14 protein-coding genes are annotated in these 14,851 nt (G+C 40.0%); 8 read left to right on the top strand and 6 right to left on the bottom strand.

Features of this window, described 5'->3' with window-relative positions; translation table 11 throughout:
* Positions 1–55: 55 nt before the first annotated feature.
* From B5G09_RS04120 to B5G09_RS04135, 5 genes are all read right to left on the bottom strand, one after another.
* Positions 56–937 (bottom strand): serine protease, encoded by an 882-nt coding sequence (locus B5G09_RS04120; RefSeq protein ID WP_087383685.1) that lies wholly within the window; start codon positions 935–937, stop codon positions 56–58.
* A gap of 4 nt (positions 938–941) precedes the next feature.
* Positions 942–1,142 carry a hypothetical protein gene (locus B5G09_RS13840; protein ID WP_143256474.1) on the bottom strand — a complete coding sequence of 67 codons (201 nt, stop codon included), beginning with the start codon at positions 1,140–1,142 and terminating at the stop codon, positions 942–944.
* A gap of 469 nt (positions 1,143–1,611) precedes the next feature.
* Positions 1,612–2,634, bottom strand: a complete 1,023-nt coding sequence (locus B5G09_RS04125; protein ID WP_087404158.1) for a Fic family protein — start codon at positions 2,632–2,634, stop codon at positions 1,612–1,614.
* 163 nt (positions 2,635–2,797) lie between these two features.
* Entirely contained in the window at positions 2,798–3,103 is a 306-nt protein-coding gene (locus B5G09_RS04130; protein ID WP_087404159.1) for a helix-turn-helix domain-containing protein, read from the bottom strand.
* Positions 3,104–3,144: 41 nt separating this feature from the next.
* Positions 3,145–3,465 (bottom strand): helix-turn-helix domain-containing protein, encoded by a 321-nt coding sequence (locus B5G09_RS04135; protein ID WP_087404160.1) that lies wholly within the window; start codon positions 3,463–3,465, stop codon positions 3,145–3,147.
* Positions 3,466–3,915: 450 nt separating this feature from the next.
* Between B5G09_RS04135 and B5G09_RS04140 the strand changes: the two genes are divergently transcribed.
* The 8 genes from B5G09_RS04140 (at position 3,916) to B5G09_RS04175 (ending at position 13,352) form a co-directional block, all read left to right on the top strand.
* Positions 3,916–4,380 carry a DUF3408 domain-containing protein gene (locus B5G09_RS04140; RefSeq protein WP_087404161.1) on the top strand — a complete coding sequence of 155 codons (465 nt, stop codon included), beginning with the start codon at positions 3,916–3,918 and terminating at the stop codon, positions 4,378–4,380.
* A gap of 297 nt (positions 4,381–4,677) precedes the next feature.
* Positions 4,678–5,052 carry a plasmid mobilization relaxosome protein MobC gene (gene mobC / locus B5G09_RS04145; protein WP_206384415.1) on the top strand — a complete coding sequence of 125 codons (375 nt, stop codon included), beginning with the start codon at positions 4,678–4,680 and terminating at the stop codon, positions 5,050–5,052.
* The gene (locus B5G09_RS04150; protein ID WP_087404162.1) at positions 5,049–5,975 is read left to right on the top strand and encodes a relaxase/mobilization nuclease domain-containing protein; all 927 of its coding nucleotides are present in this window, start codon (positions 5,049–5,051) and stop codon (positions 5,973–5,975) included. The genes mobC and B5G09_RS04150 overlap by 4 nt, the downstream gene beginning before the upstream one ends.
* Positions 5,976–6,024: 49 nt before the next feature.
* Entirely contained in the window at positions 6,025–6,798 is a 774-nt protein-coding gene (locus B5G09_RS04155; RefSeq protein ID WP_087404163.1) for a hypothetical protein, read from the top strand.
* Positions 6,799–6,802: 4 nt separating this feature from the next.
* Positions 6,803–8,005 carry a site-specific integrase gene (locus B5G09_RS04160; protein WP_087404164.1) on the top strand — a complete coding sequence of 401 codons (1,203 nt, stop codon included), beginning with the start codon at positions 6,803–6,805 and terminating at the stop codon, positions 8,003–8,005.
* A gap of 240 nt (positions 8,006–8,245) precedes the next feature.
* Positions 8,246–8,908 carry a restriction endonuclease subunit M gene (locus tag B5G09_RS04165; RefSeq protein WP_087404165.1) on the top strand — a complete coding sequence of 221 codons (663 nt, stop codon included), beginning with the start codon at positions 8,246–8,248 and terminating at the stop codon, positions 8,906–8,908.
* The gene (locus tag B5G09_RS04170; protein WP_087404166.1) at positions 8,898–10,436 is read left to right on the top strand and encodes an Eco57I restriction-modification methylase domain-containing protein; all 1,539 of its coding nucleotides are present in this window, start codon (positions 8,898–8,900) and stop codon (positions 10,434–10,436) included. The genes B5G09_RS04165 and B5G09_RS04170 overlap by 11 nt, the downstream gene beginning before the upstream one ends.
* Before the next feature lie 3 nt (positions 10,437–10,439).
* Positions 10,440–13,352, top strand: a complete 2,913-nt coding sequence (locus tag B5G09_RS04175; RefSeq protein WP_087404167.1) for a GIY-YIG nuclease family protein — start codon at positions 10,440–10,442, stop codon at positions 13,350–13,352.
* Positions 13,353–13,419: 67 nt separating this feature from the next.
* On the opposite strand, the gene B5G09_RS04180 is transcribed toward B5G09_RS04175, so the two are convergent.
* Complete coding sequence (locus B5G09_RS04180; protein WP_087404168.1) at positions 13,420–14,790, bottom strand: AAA family ATPase; 1,371 nt, start codon at positions 14,788–14,790, stop codon at positions 13,420–13,422.
* Positions 14,791–14,851: the final 61 nt, after the last annotated feature.

Genomic DNA, 14,851 nt, shown 5'->3' on the forward strand with positions numbered 1-14,851 from the left:
TTCAGATATTTAAAGTCTATGAAATAAAAAGGGGGATTACCTCCCCCTTACATGATTATTTTGCATTATAATTTTGCATATACCGTCCTCCAATATTGTTCTCTACAACTTTGGAAATAGTAAATTTATCAAATAGAATCATATAGCAGTGGTGCAAACTAAGAACAGCATCTTGTAATAGGGGATTCTCCTCTAGATCCACAATATTTAATCCGGCATTTTTACAATCTTGTTTAGATAAATGTCTACTATGTGAATAACTATTATTGTGATTCAAAAAGACATCTTTTACTTTTTGGAAATCTATATTAGGATTAACTTCTTTTAGCCATTGTTCTGCTAACTGAGCGGACCATTTTATCGCATTATCACATGCCGTTAAAAACGTAGGATCATATTTCGATATTATGACTTGCCACAATCCTAATGACGCAGGATTAGCTGCAATTTCTTTTACTGCCCGTTTGAATTCATCTACTACAGCTTGACAAGCATATATACCCATTTGCGGATCGATCGGCCCTAAAGAAGATTGTTCCCCCATAATTATTTCCTTGCAGGCCATAGACATCATTGTTCCTGCAGACATCGAAATTTGTGGAATAAACGCCCTGATATCTCCTTTGAAAATATTTTTCAAGTAAGTGATAATACTTTCTGTAGCAGCAATATCTCCACCAGGAGTATGCAAAATTAAGTCTAACCCTTTTGTCTTGTCTAGTTTATAGACAGCAGTCATAAACGCATTTTTATCTTGGTCATCAATGCCGACATGTGGTGCATCAGGCTTTTTCAGCCATCCTGAATAATACGCAATTACATTTCTACCAGTTATATCGTGTATCTTGTCAAAAAATTCTTTACGCTTTTTATCTAATTCTACTCCTACATTGGAATATGAATCTACTTCTGTTAAAATTTCGCTCCAACTAGGCATAATACTAATCTTTAATAATAATGTTTGATGATAAAACTGTTTCGTACTTAGATAAATCACAAACAGAATATTGTTTGTATCTATCCTTATTATTTAGATTAGAGGATAACTGAAATGATTTAGATGGAAAACCCTCCATAATATTTTTATACATTTCCTCTAAAGAAAGATCTGTATTCTTTTCTGTTATATAGTCTTTGTTCATAATTTGCTAAATATAATTGACAAAGATAATAATTTTTAAATAGAACTTGCCATATATTCATGATTAAATCATTGTAGATTCTATTTTCTCGTTTGACAATAAGAAGATAAAGTCCTTTAATTATACTTTTGCAATCAGCCGCCCGTTCCCTCTGCCGTCCATAGAAGTTAGTACAGACTCTATTGAAAGCGAAAAGGTCTGGCGGCTATGCCGTTTCGGGCTGAATCTTCCTCTTTCAGAGCGTATTCAGCCCGAAAACCTTTTCCCTTTCACGTCTGTACAATGGAAGCCGACGGCAGCGGAAACAAGCGACTGACGGAAAAGTCAGAATAAAAAGACAAAACAGCATATAGATTGGTTCAAATAGGGCCTAATACTATATGCTGTTTTTTTAATCATTTTGGAAAGGCTGTTTTTTAGAAACACAAATAAAATGGGCAGGCGGTAAACTGCGCTCCCTCCAGAAAAATCAATCCGTTTTTTCTACGACCTGCCAGTGTCCGCCTTTATCCGGTCCGATACGCTTGAGTATTCCTTCTGCCTTCATCTTGGCAATATGCTTTTCCACAGCTTTAGGGGTTATGCCTATCCGCTCGGCAAGGGCAGCTGCACTTAATGAATTGTCTTGAGATAGCAGAGCAATAATTTTCTCCCTACTTTTCACCTTTTTCTTCCTACTTTCTGTCCGTTTCTCCCCACTCTCCGGAATATCTTCAATGGACTTACGATAAGTTTCAATGTCATAAGCAAGATTCTTCGCCATAGTGGCTGTCATAAAATTCCGGAATATACTTAAATCTTCATTTTCCCGGGTTTCCACCAATGCTTTGATGTATTCCTCCTTATCATCCTTAAGGATTTTGGTCGGAATCAATCCAAACTCAAATTGAAGCATGTTCATTACAAGACGTGCCATTCTGCCGTTACCGTCAGCCCACGGATGTATAGTCACCAAATGATAATGGGTATCAAAACTGAGTTCGTATAATTGTGTAACACTTTTGCTTGCATAATTTTTTCGTTCTTGATTCAGCCAATTGCAAAATTCCGCGAGTTTTACTGGGACTTTACTGTAATTCATATACGATTTACCTCCAACTCCTGCCGTAACATTCAACAGGCGTAAGTCTCCCTGTGCAGATGAGAAATCCCCCAATGCAGTCTTATACTCCTGTCCGGTATTTTTCATGACAAGAGCAGAAAGACTTTTCAATAAATCAATAGTGATATCAGTATGTGCATGAGCTAGTTTTATGGCAGTCTCATAAGCGTTTTTAAGATCAAGGTTCATGTTCTGCTCCGTGATACTTTTCCCTTTCAGACTGATTCCCTGATCGAACATGATTTGATTTTCAAGCTCTGTTATAGTCGATCCCTCGATAGCCGTGGAATGAGTAATGAGTGAATACAAATAGAACTTGTCATAATCTATCTGCTTGTCTATTTCCAATTCCCGATAAAGGGAAATCAATTTTTCAAGTTCGGTTTGCATATTATCTCCTATTTTTCACAAATATATATTTTTCTCCCTACTTCTCATTGTTTTCTTCCCACTTTATTTGCTTTTCTCCCTACCTTTTACAATAAAACAAATAGAATCTGTATCACCCACCTGTTTGATAAGTGATACAGATTCCAATAGAGTGATACCGATTTTATTCATTAAGTCGGTACGCTTCCTTGTACCCTTTCATCAGTGTATTTTCTATGTCAGAAGCCCGGTAGAGAATCTTGCCGCCTACCTGTGTGTAAGGCAGAATACCGTTGTTTCGGTAGTCCTGCAAGGTTCTCCGGCTCACTTTCAGCAGATATGCCACTTCCTTGTCTGTCAGCAGTTCATCGCCATATGCAGACGGTTGCCGTTTTTCCAACAACTTTTCGAGCAAGGCCAGTAGCCTGTCGAAATTCGAGTGGAACGTCTTTACCCACTCGTGGTCCTTTTCTCTGATTTCATTACTCATATGCTCTTGATATTGGGTTATACATTATTCTTGAAACTCGTTCAAATGGTCTTGCCTTTCCAACGGGCTTCCTTACGTTTCTCCTCCACATTTCCGACCACACGCTCTACATCGTCAGGACGGTAGTAAGTCCGGTTCCCAATTTTAGTAAAGGCAAGCGTTCCGTTATCCCTCAAGGTTTGCAAGGTTCTCGGACTGATACGCAACCTGCGGCAGACCTCGTGGTTGTCCATCCATTCACCTGTTTTCTTTCCGCCGTGTTCACGGCACAGACTTTCCACCCGCTGCACGAACCGATCCAGCTTGGCGGCTATCTCCTCGAAAGTTCTTTTTTCAAAGCTGATGATTTCCATTGTCTTCATTATTTTCAGTTAAACATATATTCATTCCGGAACAGAACAGGTCTCTTACAGCCGATATACCATCATGTCTCATCGTCCATTTTCGGATGGAAATGTGACCGTTTTATCCTGTTTCCACTGCAAATAAAAGCAGTAGAAATCACACTGCAATGGATTTTCAGACCGGTGGCGATGTGTTACCCGGAATGACATCATGTTACATATCAACTGCATACCATGAACCTTCTTCATAAACAGAATTTGCTTGAACAATCCGGTATGTAGAAATCACTCCGGCAAATCACAGCAGGCAGCACTGACTGTCCAATCGGTATTGTGCATAGGGTAACATAATTGCCACGGTATCTCCATTTGCTTGATTCTGTTTACTATACACACTTCCTTTGCTCACAACAATGAGTCGAGGTGCGCACCGAGACCAGTGAGTAAACCGATTAAAATCAAAAATGTATGGTAACAAAAAAGAAATTGACCAAAGAAGAATGGGAGGCTATGACAGGTACGGACATGTCATTCATACTCCCGTCAGATGGCAACATTGAAACTGCCTTGGAATCATCCTTGAATGATACCGGAGAAAAGAAGTCAGAAGGAACGGTAGAACAGACCGACTCCACATTCGAGCCCCTGCAACCGTCAACCGGAAAAGAGGAAGCCATTCCCGCATTTCAGCGCCGTATAAGCAACAGGCAGTGGAAACTTTCCCTGGACGAATACCGGAAAGCCTTTCTTCAGGTTCCGAGAATCGAAGACCGCAAGCCCGTGTTTGTTAGCGGTGAGGTACGTGACAGGCTGGACGAGTTTGTCCGCAGGTTGGGAGGACGTAAAATGAGCGTTTCAGGACTGCTTGAGAACATCGCCCGGCAACATCTTGAAATCTACTCGGAAGACTTCGAGCAGTGGAGAAAACTGTGATATTTTCCTGAATGACAGACTTACTGACTTCAAGTATTATAGCATTCAGACAGTCTGCAGCCGCCCAGGCGGAGTAACGGACAAAACTTCAGTTTTGGGAGTTAGCGAGGTTATCTTTCGGGCATCCCGAAAATGTCGTGCCAGCGAGTGCAAAGATGAGTTCCTCATCATTTGCCGAGCGCAGCCGACATTCGCGACCCGCAAAACCTCGCTCCACTCCCGAAGAGTGGAGGCAATCCGCTCCCGATGGTCGCAGATTGTGAGAAAAAGAATAATCAAAAATCAAACAGAGGAAATATGAATGACAAAAAGAAAAACAGACCGAGGGGGCGCCCCAAAGTAAGCGGAGTGTGCAAACTCAGCAAAGCCGTTACAGTGAAATTCTCCAAGATAGACTATGAACGGTTATGCCGACGCAGCAGACAGGCCAACCTCACGCTGGCGGAATTTCTCCGCGTATCAGCCTTTGAGACGACGATAACAGCCAGGCACTCTGCCGAGGAAACTGCCGTCATACGCAGTCTTACGGGTATGGCGAACAACCTGAACCAGCTGACCAGGCTGTCCCATCAGGCCGGATTTCACCGTACCCAAAGGACGGTGACAGAACTCCTGCAGAAGCTCAAGGAGATTATTATTCGGTACAGGCACGGAGAAAGAAGGCCGTCATGATTGGAAAGATCAAGAAAGGGAAATCCTTCGGCGGCTGTATCCGTTACGTGATGGGGAAGGACAACGCGGAAATCATCGACTCCGACGGCGTACTGCTGGAAAATATCCGAGAAATAACGGCCAGTTTTAACTACCAGCGTGAGCTTAATCCGAAGATAAAACAGCCTGTCGGGCACATCGCATTGAGCTTCAAGCCGGAGGACAAGGCACTGCTGACGGATGAATTTATGGCTAAAATAGCCCAGGAATACATGGAACTGATGGGGATAAAAAACACTCAGTTTATTCTGGTAAGACACCATAACACGGACAACCCGCACTGCCACCTGGTCTACAACCGCATCGGATATGACGGCAAGGTAATCTCTTCTCAAGGCGATTACAAGCGTAATGAAATCGCCACAAAACTGCTTAAGGACAAGTACGGGCTGACATATGCCGAGGGCAAGGGCAAGACTAATGTGGAGAAACTCCATGCTTCGGAGCGTGTGAAATACGAAATCTTCAATGCCGTCAAGGCGGCTTTGAAGCACTCCGGAACATGGAAAGAGTTCAACGATTATCTGCTTCGCCGGGGCATCAGGCTGGAATTTGTAAAGCGTACCCGGGAGATAAAAAGGCCGGAGGACATACAGGGAATCCGGTTCACTAAGGACGGGCAGACCTTCAAGGCTTCGCAAATCAGCCGGGAGTTCAGCTTTGTCAGACTGAATGCCCGACTGGGTTGGAAGACTTCTGAATCCCAACAGGAATCCGAACGTAAGGTGCAGCAAAGAATACCGGACGGAGGGCATCTTCTCGAAAGTACAGGACCTGGACTGTTCAGTCCTACAAATGGTACCGCTCCCGAAGAGCCGTTGCCTCAGGAAGAACTCTTGCGCAGACGCAGGAAAAAGAAAAGGAGGAAAGGATTCGGGTTGTAGCCTGTCCTTTCTCATTCAAATTATTCATTAACATTAAAATTGTAGGAATATGAAAATGGAAGAATGTATCGAGAGCATCTTCGGATGCCTGGAAAGAATAGAGAATAAAATCAACGGGTTATCCGTCCCCTTGCCGGAAGGCAATAGCCCGACAGTTAACAATGAAAAGGAAAAGGATGAGTCCGTGCTGAATGAAGTCCGGAAAGATCATGAGACATTTCGCAAATTGTTGGCTCGCGTGTGCGAGGGTCTTGCCGCCATCAAGAACGATATGGTTTCCATGGACAGGAAGAGCTCGTCACAGGAAAGACTTGGACAGGTCTTGTCAGAAATGCGGAATGAACAGCGTCAGCACCAGGAGAAAGTGGAAGCCCTGTTTTGTGAGACCAATGACACAATCAGAAAGAATGCCGTCAAGACAAGCAACATCAACCATCATTTCAGCCTGAGCTTAGAATCCCCATACACCCTCGGGAGTTTTTTCGTGATGTTCGCGACAATCGTGATTCTGTCCGTGGCTCTCTATTTTTCGGTGAGGACAGATAACGTGCAGGCCGATAATGATCTGAAATATCGTTATGTCAAGATGAAAGGAGAGGTTACCCCAGAACAACTTGTGGAACTTGAGAAACTCTTTGGACCGAACCGGGATAACGAAAGGATAGAACAGATGCATGAGGACGTGGAAGCCTACGAGGAAGCGGTACAGAGACAAGCTACTCTGACTGAGCAGGCACGACTGAAAGAACAGGCCGCGAGAGAACTGAACACAAAGGCGAAGTCCATCAAGGACAAGTCTATTACGGACGAACCTAAAAAGTAAGCCCATGGCCAGTGTCAAAGTGAAATTCAGACCTTCCACCATAGAGGGAAAGGAAGGTACCGTCTATTATCAGATTATCCAGAACCGTGTAATCCGTCAGTTAAAGACGGATTACCGGATATTTATGGATGAATGGAACGAAGCTGGAAGCTGTATTATTATCGGTAGTTCGGAACGAAGTAATCTGCTCCTTTCCTTGCAGGAACGCATGAAATGGGACCTGAAGCGGCTAGACATGATTATCCGACAACTGGATAACCGGAAAGCCGGATATACGGCAGATGATATTGTCGCTTCTTTTCAAAGCAATACAGAGGGACAGTCGTTTTTCAACTTCATGCAGGGCATCATAGCCCGTCTAAAACAGATGGGCAAGATACGCACGGCTGAAAATTATTCCTGTACTCTGAAAAGTTTCATGCAGTTCAGAGGGGACAGGGATGTTCTGCTGTCCGAAATCGATTCGGATTTGATGCAGCTTTATGAAGCCTACCTTCATGGGAAAGGAGCCGTACGGAATACCAGTTCATTCTACATGCGTATCCTTCGGGCGGTATATAACCGTGCCCTGGAAAAGGAACTGATGGAACAGCGCAATCCTTTCAGGCATGTCTATACGGGAGTGGACAAGACCGTCAAGCGTGCAGTTCCCTTATCCGCCATCAAGCGTATGAAGAATCTGGACCTGTCCTTACAGCCTAATCTGGAATTTGCAAGGGATATGTTCATGTTCAGTTTCTATACCCGTGGCATGTCGTTCATAGATATGGCTCACTTAAAAAAGAAAGATCTTCAGAACGGCTTCTTATCGTATCGCAGACGAAAGACCGGGCAGCAGCTGGTTATCAGGTGGGAAAAATGTATGCAGGAGATTGTCGGCAAATACCCGGAAGACAGCCTCAATCCTTATCTTTTGCCGGTATTGAAATATCCTTTTAAGGATACGCACAAGCATTACAGGAATGTCATGTCTGGAATAAACCGGAACCTGAAAGAAATAGCCAGACTGGCCGATATATCCGTTCCTCTAAGCATGTACTGTGCCCGTCATTCATGGGCAAGCGCAGCCAAAGGCAAGAATATTCCTATTTCTGTCATCAGAGAAGGAATGGGACATGATTCCGAGGCTACCACACAAATTTATCTGGCCTCATTGGATAACTCCGTAGTAGACAAAGCTAACGAACAGATATTAAAGGATTTGTAGAACCATATGAAGTGTTTAGTAAAACAATCACATTCTACGTAAGAGAGACATAATTTACTGCGAAATTACTCAAAATATAGCAACTGTTACTATTTAAGAGCCAATAAAAGCATATTGCAATGTTCAAAAACATAGAATTATTTATCAGATTTGAGTTTTGAGACTTAAATAACAACTGATAACCAGGATATTCCATCTGTTATACTACCTCTTACGTAGAGGGATTTAGTAAGATGGAATATGAATCAGATAAAGTCTAAAGAAAGAGTTGCACAACGAGGTGAAGTATTCACAGCAGAGCGTGAGGTAAACGCGATGTTGGATCTTGTAAAAAATGAGTGTTTGAGACCGGATTCCCGATTTCTGGAACCAGCTTGTGGTGACGGGAACTTCCTTTCTGCCATACTCAGACGTAAACTCGCAGAATTAAGAAGAAAATATAAGAAGAGCCCCCGTGACTACGAAAAGCAAGCGATCGTAGCCATAGGCAGTTTGTACGGTGTAGATATAATGAACGACAATGTATATGCTTGTCGTGAACGCTTATTCTCAATTTGGAATGAAGAATACACCGACCATTGTAAAGCCGAGGCTTCGGACGAAGCTCGTCAAGCGGCTAAGTTTATTATCAGCCGAAATATCATCAACGGAAATGCGCTAACACTGATGTGTGTCGATGCTGATGGCAACGATACTACAGCTCCCATAGTCTTTTCAGAATGGACACTGATCGGTGGTACTCAGATGCAGCGCTCTGACTATACTATGTCAGATCTTCTTCTTTACAACGATAATAGTGACGGAAACCTCTTTGCCCTAACAGAAGATCAAAAAGAAGAGGGCGGCATATTCTTAAGCAGATATATCACTCACTATAAAAAGGTTCAGGATTATGGAGAATAGTTTGTTTCAAAATGTATATAATCCTGATGTGCTGTCTTGTATTGCAAATCTTAGCAATGATGAGGTGTTTACCCCACCGGAATTGGCTAACAAGATTATTGATATGCTGCCGCAAGAGTTGTTTGAAAATCCCGATACGACATTCCTTGATCCTTGCTGCAAAAGCGGTGTGTTTTTACGGGAAATTGCCAAAAGACTGATAAAAGGGCTTGAAAAACAAATTCCTGATCTTGAAAAACGTATAGAGCACATATTTTCAAAGCAACTCTTTGGTATTGCTATTACAGAACTCACGAGTTTACTTTCTCGTCGAAGCGTTTATTGTAGTAAATATCCGAGTGGAGAGTTTTCAGTATATCAGTTTCCTGAAGAAAAGCCTCAAGGAAATATAATCTTCCAACGTATTAGACATACTTGGAAAGATGGTAAATGTATCTATTGCGGGGCTTCGAAAAATGAATATGATCGTGGAACGGAACTTGAAACCCACGCTTATCAATTTATCCACAACTTAGATATACACAAAGTATTCAATATGAAATTTGATGTGATTATAGGCAATCCACCTTATCAAATGAATGATGGAGGAGGAGAAGGCAGTAGTGCCACTCCTATATATGATAAGTTTGTTAAAAACGCCATAAAGCTTAATCCTCGGTATCTAACGATGATTATTCCCGCAAGATGGTATTCAGGTGGTAAAGGACTTGATAGTTTTAGAGATGAAATGCTGAATGACAGACATCTACGCATAATTCATGATTTCCCAGAAACATCTGATTGCTTCCCAGGAATTAACATTCGTGGCGGAGTGTGTTATTTCTTATGGGATAGGGATCAAAAAGGGGATTGTCTAATTTACAACCATAAAGGTAACATTGTTACATCTTTTATAGAAAGACCTTTACTTGAAGGTAATTCAACAACTTTTATTAGGTACAATGAAGCTATCTCTATCTTAAATAAAGTACGCAGTTTTAAAGAAGAAACAATGGATAACCGAGTGCAATCGAGGTTGCCGTTTGGAATACCTTCGAATTTTGAAAATTATGAATTAAAAAAATCAAGCAAAGCAAATATAACTCTATTTCGTAGCGATAGAAGTAAATCTTCTCAGAAACAAGTATTTATAGAACCACGATATATAACTAAAAATATTGCTTGGAAAGACAAAAAGAAAGTATTGGTTTCAAAAGCTAGTCCTGGTGGAGATGAATATCCTCACAGCATTATTTCTACTCCATTATATGCAGATGTAAATACAGTCTGCACAGAAACGTATTTGATTGTAGATTTTGTTAATAACAAGATTGAAGGTCAAAACCTTATTTCATATATGACCACAAGGTTCTTTAGATTTATGATGTCTCTAATAAAGAATACTCAAAATATATCTAAAGGCGTTTTTGCATTTGTTCCTATTCAAGATTATTCTAAATCCTGGACTGATGAAGAGTTGTATGCTAAGTATGGACTAACAAAAGAAGAGATCACGTTTATTGAATCAATGATACGACCAATGAAGTAATTTATGGAAAAAAACTTCTTCCCCCAACGACCTGCTGTTACTCCGACAATATATGCCTACAGATTGCCTGAAGTAAATTCACATAAAGGATATTTGAAAATCGGTTATACTGATCGTAGTGCTAAAGAACGTATTGAGGAACAGTTGCACACGAGTAAAATCAAGTATGAGATTGTATTAGTGGAATCAGCAATGGCTAATGACGGTTCTTGTTTTACGGATAAGGATATACACAAGATTCTTGAAAGCAAAGGTTGTCATCGATTGAATCCTCTTGATAAAACCGATGAGTGGTTCAAATGTTCAGTATCTGATGTTGAAGCAGCTATATTATCCCTTCGTGCAGGTTTGGAAAATAAGGAGAACAGAACGCAAGATTTCAAAATGCGTCCTGAACAGTCTCGTGCAGTAGAACAGACTAAAAAATATTTTGATCAAGCTCTCAAAGAAGAACCTGGCCACACCCCAAAGTTTTTATGGAATGCCAAAATGCGTTTCGGGAAAACATTTGCCAGTTATCAGCTGGCAAAGAAAATGGGTTTGTCGCGGATTTTAATCCTTACATTCAAACCTGCTGTAGAATCGGCTTGGAGAGAAGATCTTGTATCCCATATCGATTTTGAAGGATGGCAGTACATATCCAATAAAGATGCCCGCAACAATAACCTGAATATTGACCAAGAGTTTAATCGTGCGGATAAATCAAGACCTATTGTCGTTTTTGGTTCATTTCAAGATTTGCTTGGCACAAACGAAAATGGAGGTATAAAGACCAAGAATGAGTTTATCCATTCGACAAATTGGGATTTGGTAATATTTGACGAATATCACTTCGGAGCCTGGAAAGAGAAAGCAAAGGAATTGTTTGAAAAGGAAGATGAAGAAAATGAGGTAGATTTTGATGCGGAAAAATATCAGAAAGATGAAGCGAGCAATGCCATCAATGAAACATGGCTTCCTATTTCAACACGATATTATCTATTTCTCTCAGGAACACCATTTAGAGCCATCAATACCGGAGAATTTATAGAGGAACAGATCTTTAACTGGACTTATTCTGATGAACAGCGAGCCAAAACGGAATGGAAAGGTAGTGGTAATCCATATCTGGCCCTGCCACGAATGGTAATGCTTACTTACCGTATGCCTGATGAAATACAGGAAGTAGCAAAGCAAGGTGAGTTTGATGAGTTTGACCTGAATGTGTTTTTCGCAGCAGAAGGCAAAGGTGCAAATGCCAGATTCAAATATGAGAACGAGGTACAGAAATGGCTGAATCTTATTCGTGGTTCATACCTTCCAGCTAGTGTAGATGACATGAAATTAGGACAGGATAAACGTCCTCCAATGCCATTCAGTGATACTCGATTGCTCAATGTACTTTCACACACAATTTGGTTTCTGCCTAATGTCGCATCTTGTTTTGCTATGGCAAATCTGCTTGCTCAACGGCAAAACAAATTTTACCACGATTACAAAGTGATAGTATGTGCTGGAACTGCAGCCGGAATTGGTCTGGATGCTTTGTATCCGGTTCAGGCGAATATGGGAGATCCTCTTAGGACAAAGACAATAACACTGACTTGTGGCAAACTGACAACAGGTGTTACCGTGAAGCCTTGGACTGGGATATTCATGCTCCGTAATTTGAAAAGTCCGGAAACATATTTTCAGGCAGCATTTAGAGTTCAGAGTCCATGGGAAGTAAAGGATGAGGATGGAAGACGTGTCATAATGAAAAATGAATGCTATGTCTTTGACTTTGCCCTTGACAGAGCGTTACGGCAAATATCCGATTACAGTTGTAGACTGGATATCAATGAATCCAACCCAGAGGCGAAAGTCGGTGAGTTCATAAAATTTCTTCCTGTGCTGGCTTATGATGGCAGCAGCATGAAAGAAGTTGATGCACAAGACATCTTGGATATCGCTTTGGCAGGAACTTCGGCTACGTTATTGGCAAAACGGTGGGAATCAGCCCTGCTTGTAAATGTAGACAATGATACGCTGAAACGTTTGCTTGCGAGTCCTGAAGCCATGAAAGCCTTGATGAATATAGAAGGGTTCCGTAACCTGAACAATGACCTTACTACCATCATCAATAAATCCGAGGCCGTTAAAAAGGCAAAGAAAGAAAATCCCAATCCAACCTCAAAGGAGAAAAAGGAAATTTCTGAAGAGGAAAAGGAAATGAAGAGTAAACGCAAACAGATTCAAAAGAAACTGATAAAGTTTGCTACTCGTATTCCTGTATTTATGTATTTGACTGACTACCGTGAAAGATGCCTGAAGGATGTCATTACACAGTTGGAGCCAGGTCTGTTCAAGAAAGTTACAGGTTTAAGTGTCGAGGACTTTAATATGCTCTGTTCACTCGGTGTATTTAATGCACCGCTGATGAACGACGCTATCTTCAAATTCAAACGCTATGAAGATGCGAGTCTGACATATACTGGTATCAATAGGCATATAGCAGACGAAGTAGGTGGCTGGGATACTACCATCCGCAAGGAGCAGTATGAAAAACTCTTCTACAATCAGCAATCCTCAATGACAAAGGTAGATTCTGATTCCTATTCAAAAGGTACTGAAACAGTCAATAAAAAACAAACTGAACAAGGAACAACAAAGACCTTACAACCTAATTCTATACCAATTGTACAATCTCACCCTGTAAATGAGCCCTCTACTGCGCAGTCACTATCTTTGCAATCAACGAAAGAGGATAGTGATATCAAAAAACAACTTGAGAAATTAGCGGTTGATAGTACTGTAGTTCACAAGAAGTTTGGCGAAGGAACAGTCGTAAAAATCAATAAAAATGAGAAGTTTATCTATGTCAGATTTACAATAGGAGAAAAGAAGTTTATCTTTCCTGATGCTTTTTTGATGGGATTTCTGGAAATATATAAATAAAATTATGGGGCTGACCAAATAGAATTAGTTAAGCCCCATTTTCTTGTTCTTTGATATATATTATAGATTATCTTAATATATTAATCAGTAATTCTATTGATGTTCTCAACTCATCAGGTGAAAAGACGGTAGTTGTGCTTGGATGATCAATAGCATTTCTTATATATGTCGATAGTGAATGATATGTTGTTTTGCCATTAGGATGGGTATATATTTTTTCATGTAATAATGGATTATATAGTGGATGGGACACGATGAAATTGTCTGTATCGGCTATACTTGTTAAACTTTCTTTCTGTTGTAGCCAACCATATAGTTCTATATGAAAATCATTGGATACTATGTCAAATGCAAGAAAATTAGTTTCTGCAATAGTTATTGAAGGCAAAATATTAGGAGCAATAATATGTTTACTTTGAATTATTCCATTACTTTCATTAAGAACTATTACCAAAGTATTAATTTGATCCCTAAAAGCTTCTTTAAGTACATGGTCTGAATGTGTTGCTATAAATAATTGAACAATCTGATTTCCAGCATCATCCGTAAAAAGAGTTTTATAATATTGAAGAATCTTTTCTTGCCATTTAGGATGCATACTCAATTCTGGCTCATCAATCATTATTGTAGAATTATTAAGAAGAGAAAGATTCTTAAGGAGGTATGCACCTCTAAAAACAATTTGTTTTTCTCCCGTACTTAAATGATCTAATGAAATTTCAGCTCCGTTCTTCTCGAATAATACAACCTTTTCATTTGCTTTATTAGACACTTTTTTATATTTAATTTTGTCAAAAAAGTTGTTAAATGCATTTTTGAAACGATATATTTTTGAAATTTGTTCAAATTCACCTTTTGTCATTGCTGGCAAATTCTGTGTTTGACGTTCGTCATTAATATCACTATATCGTTCATTGTCTTGATTTTGAACGTCGACAATTAGTTGTTTTAATGATGTGAAATTATCATCATTATCCGAGTCATACTTGTTTTTATCAAGTTCGTTTGTTTTTACAGATTCAATTTTGTTTGTTTTATAATCTGCCCTTGGTCTGGAAAATACACTTCCATAAGATCTTGGATCTTTATTATCTGATTGAATAGAGTTTGAATTATTATTCCGGTCACTGTGAATGTTTTCTGAAATTTCATTCTCGACATCATATCTTGTAAAAAACGTTTTGAGTGAACCCGGTATGTTTGATGGTGTCAAAATGTATTGTTTACCTTCTATTTCATATTCAATTGCATTGAAAGGTTCAAAACTACCAATGCTCAAAAAAGTATTGAGTGTTTCTAATATTGTAGTTTTTCCCGTACCGTTCTCTCCTGCTAAAACAATAGTAGAATATGGTTTATTTGTAGTTGGGTTTATAAAATTTAGTTCTAAATTCCCCAATATGGGGTGATTTGCCCATTTGACTTTTCTTATCTTCATATATTTATAAATTAATTAGTTATTACAAAATTACAATTTTATTACTTGTTAGCTAAGTTGT

Origin of the sequence: Alistipes sp. An54, assembly GCF_002159375.1 — a bacterium.
Lineage (GTDB): Bacteria > Bacteroidota > Bacteroidia > Bacteroidales > Rikenellaceae > Alistipes > Alistipes megaguti.

Bases quoted from the DNA above. Each gene is read 5' to 3' on its own strand.
- B5G09_RS04120 (WP_087383685.1), bottom strand. From the start codon at position 937: ATGCCTAGTTGGAGCGAAATTTTAACAGAAGTAGATTCATATTCCAAT.
- B5G09_RS13840 (WP_143256474.1), bottom strand. From the start codon at position 1,142: ATGAACAAAGACTATATAACAGAAAAGAATACAGATCTTTCTTTAGAG.
- B5G09_RS04125 (WP_087404158.1), bottom strand. From the start codon at position 2,634: ATGCAAACCGAACTTGAAAAATTGATTTCCCTTTATCGGGAATTGGAA.
- B5G09_RS04130 (WP_087404159.1), bottom strand. From the start codon at position 3,103: ATGAGTAATGAAATCAGAGAAAAGGACCACGAGTGGGTAAAGACGTTC.
- B5G09_RS04135 (WP_087404160.1), bottom strand. From the start codon at position 3,465: ATGAAGACAATGGAAATCATCAGCTTTGAAAAAAGAACTTTCGAGGAG.
- B5G09_RS04140 (WP_087404161.1), top strand. From the start codon at position 3,916: ATGGTAACAAAAAAGAAATTGACCAAAGAAGAATGGGAGGCTATGACA.
- mobC (WP_206384415.1), top strand. From the start codon at position 4,678: ATGAATGACAAAAAGAAAAACAGACCGAGGGGGCGCCCCAAAGTAAGC.
- B5G09_RS04150 (WP_087404162.1), top strand. From the start codon at position 5,049: ATGATTGGAAAGATCAAGAAAGGGAAATCCTTCGGCGGCTGTATCCGT.
- B5G09_RS04155 (WP_087404163.1), top strand. From the start codon at position 6,025: ATGAAAATGGAAGAATGTATCGAGAGCATCTTCGGATGCCTGGAAAGA.
- B5G09_RS04160 (WP_087404164.1), top strand. From the start codon at position 6,803: ATGGCCAGTGTCAAAGTGAAATTCAGACCTTCCACCATAGAGGGAAAG.
- B5G09_RS04165 (WP_087404165.1), top strand. From the start codon at position 8,246: ATGAATCAGATAAAGTCTAAAGAAAGAGTTGCACAACGAGGTGAAGTA.
- B5G09_RS04170 (WP_087404166.1), top strand. From the start codon at position 8,898: ATGGAGAATAGTTTGTTTCAAAATGTATATAATCCTGATGTGCTGTCT.
- B5G09_RS04175 (WP_087404167.1), top strand. From the start codon at position 10,440: ATGGAAAAAAACTTCTTCCCCCAACGACCTGCTGTTACTCCGACAATA.
- B5G09_RS04180 (WP_087404168.1), bottom strand. From the start codon at position 14,790: ATGAAGATAAGAAAAGTCAAATGGGCAAATCACCCCATATTGGGGAAT.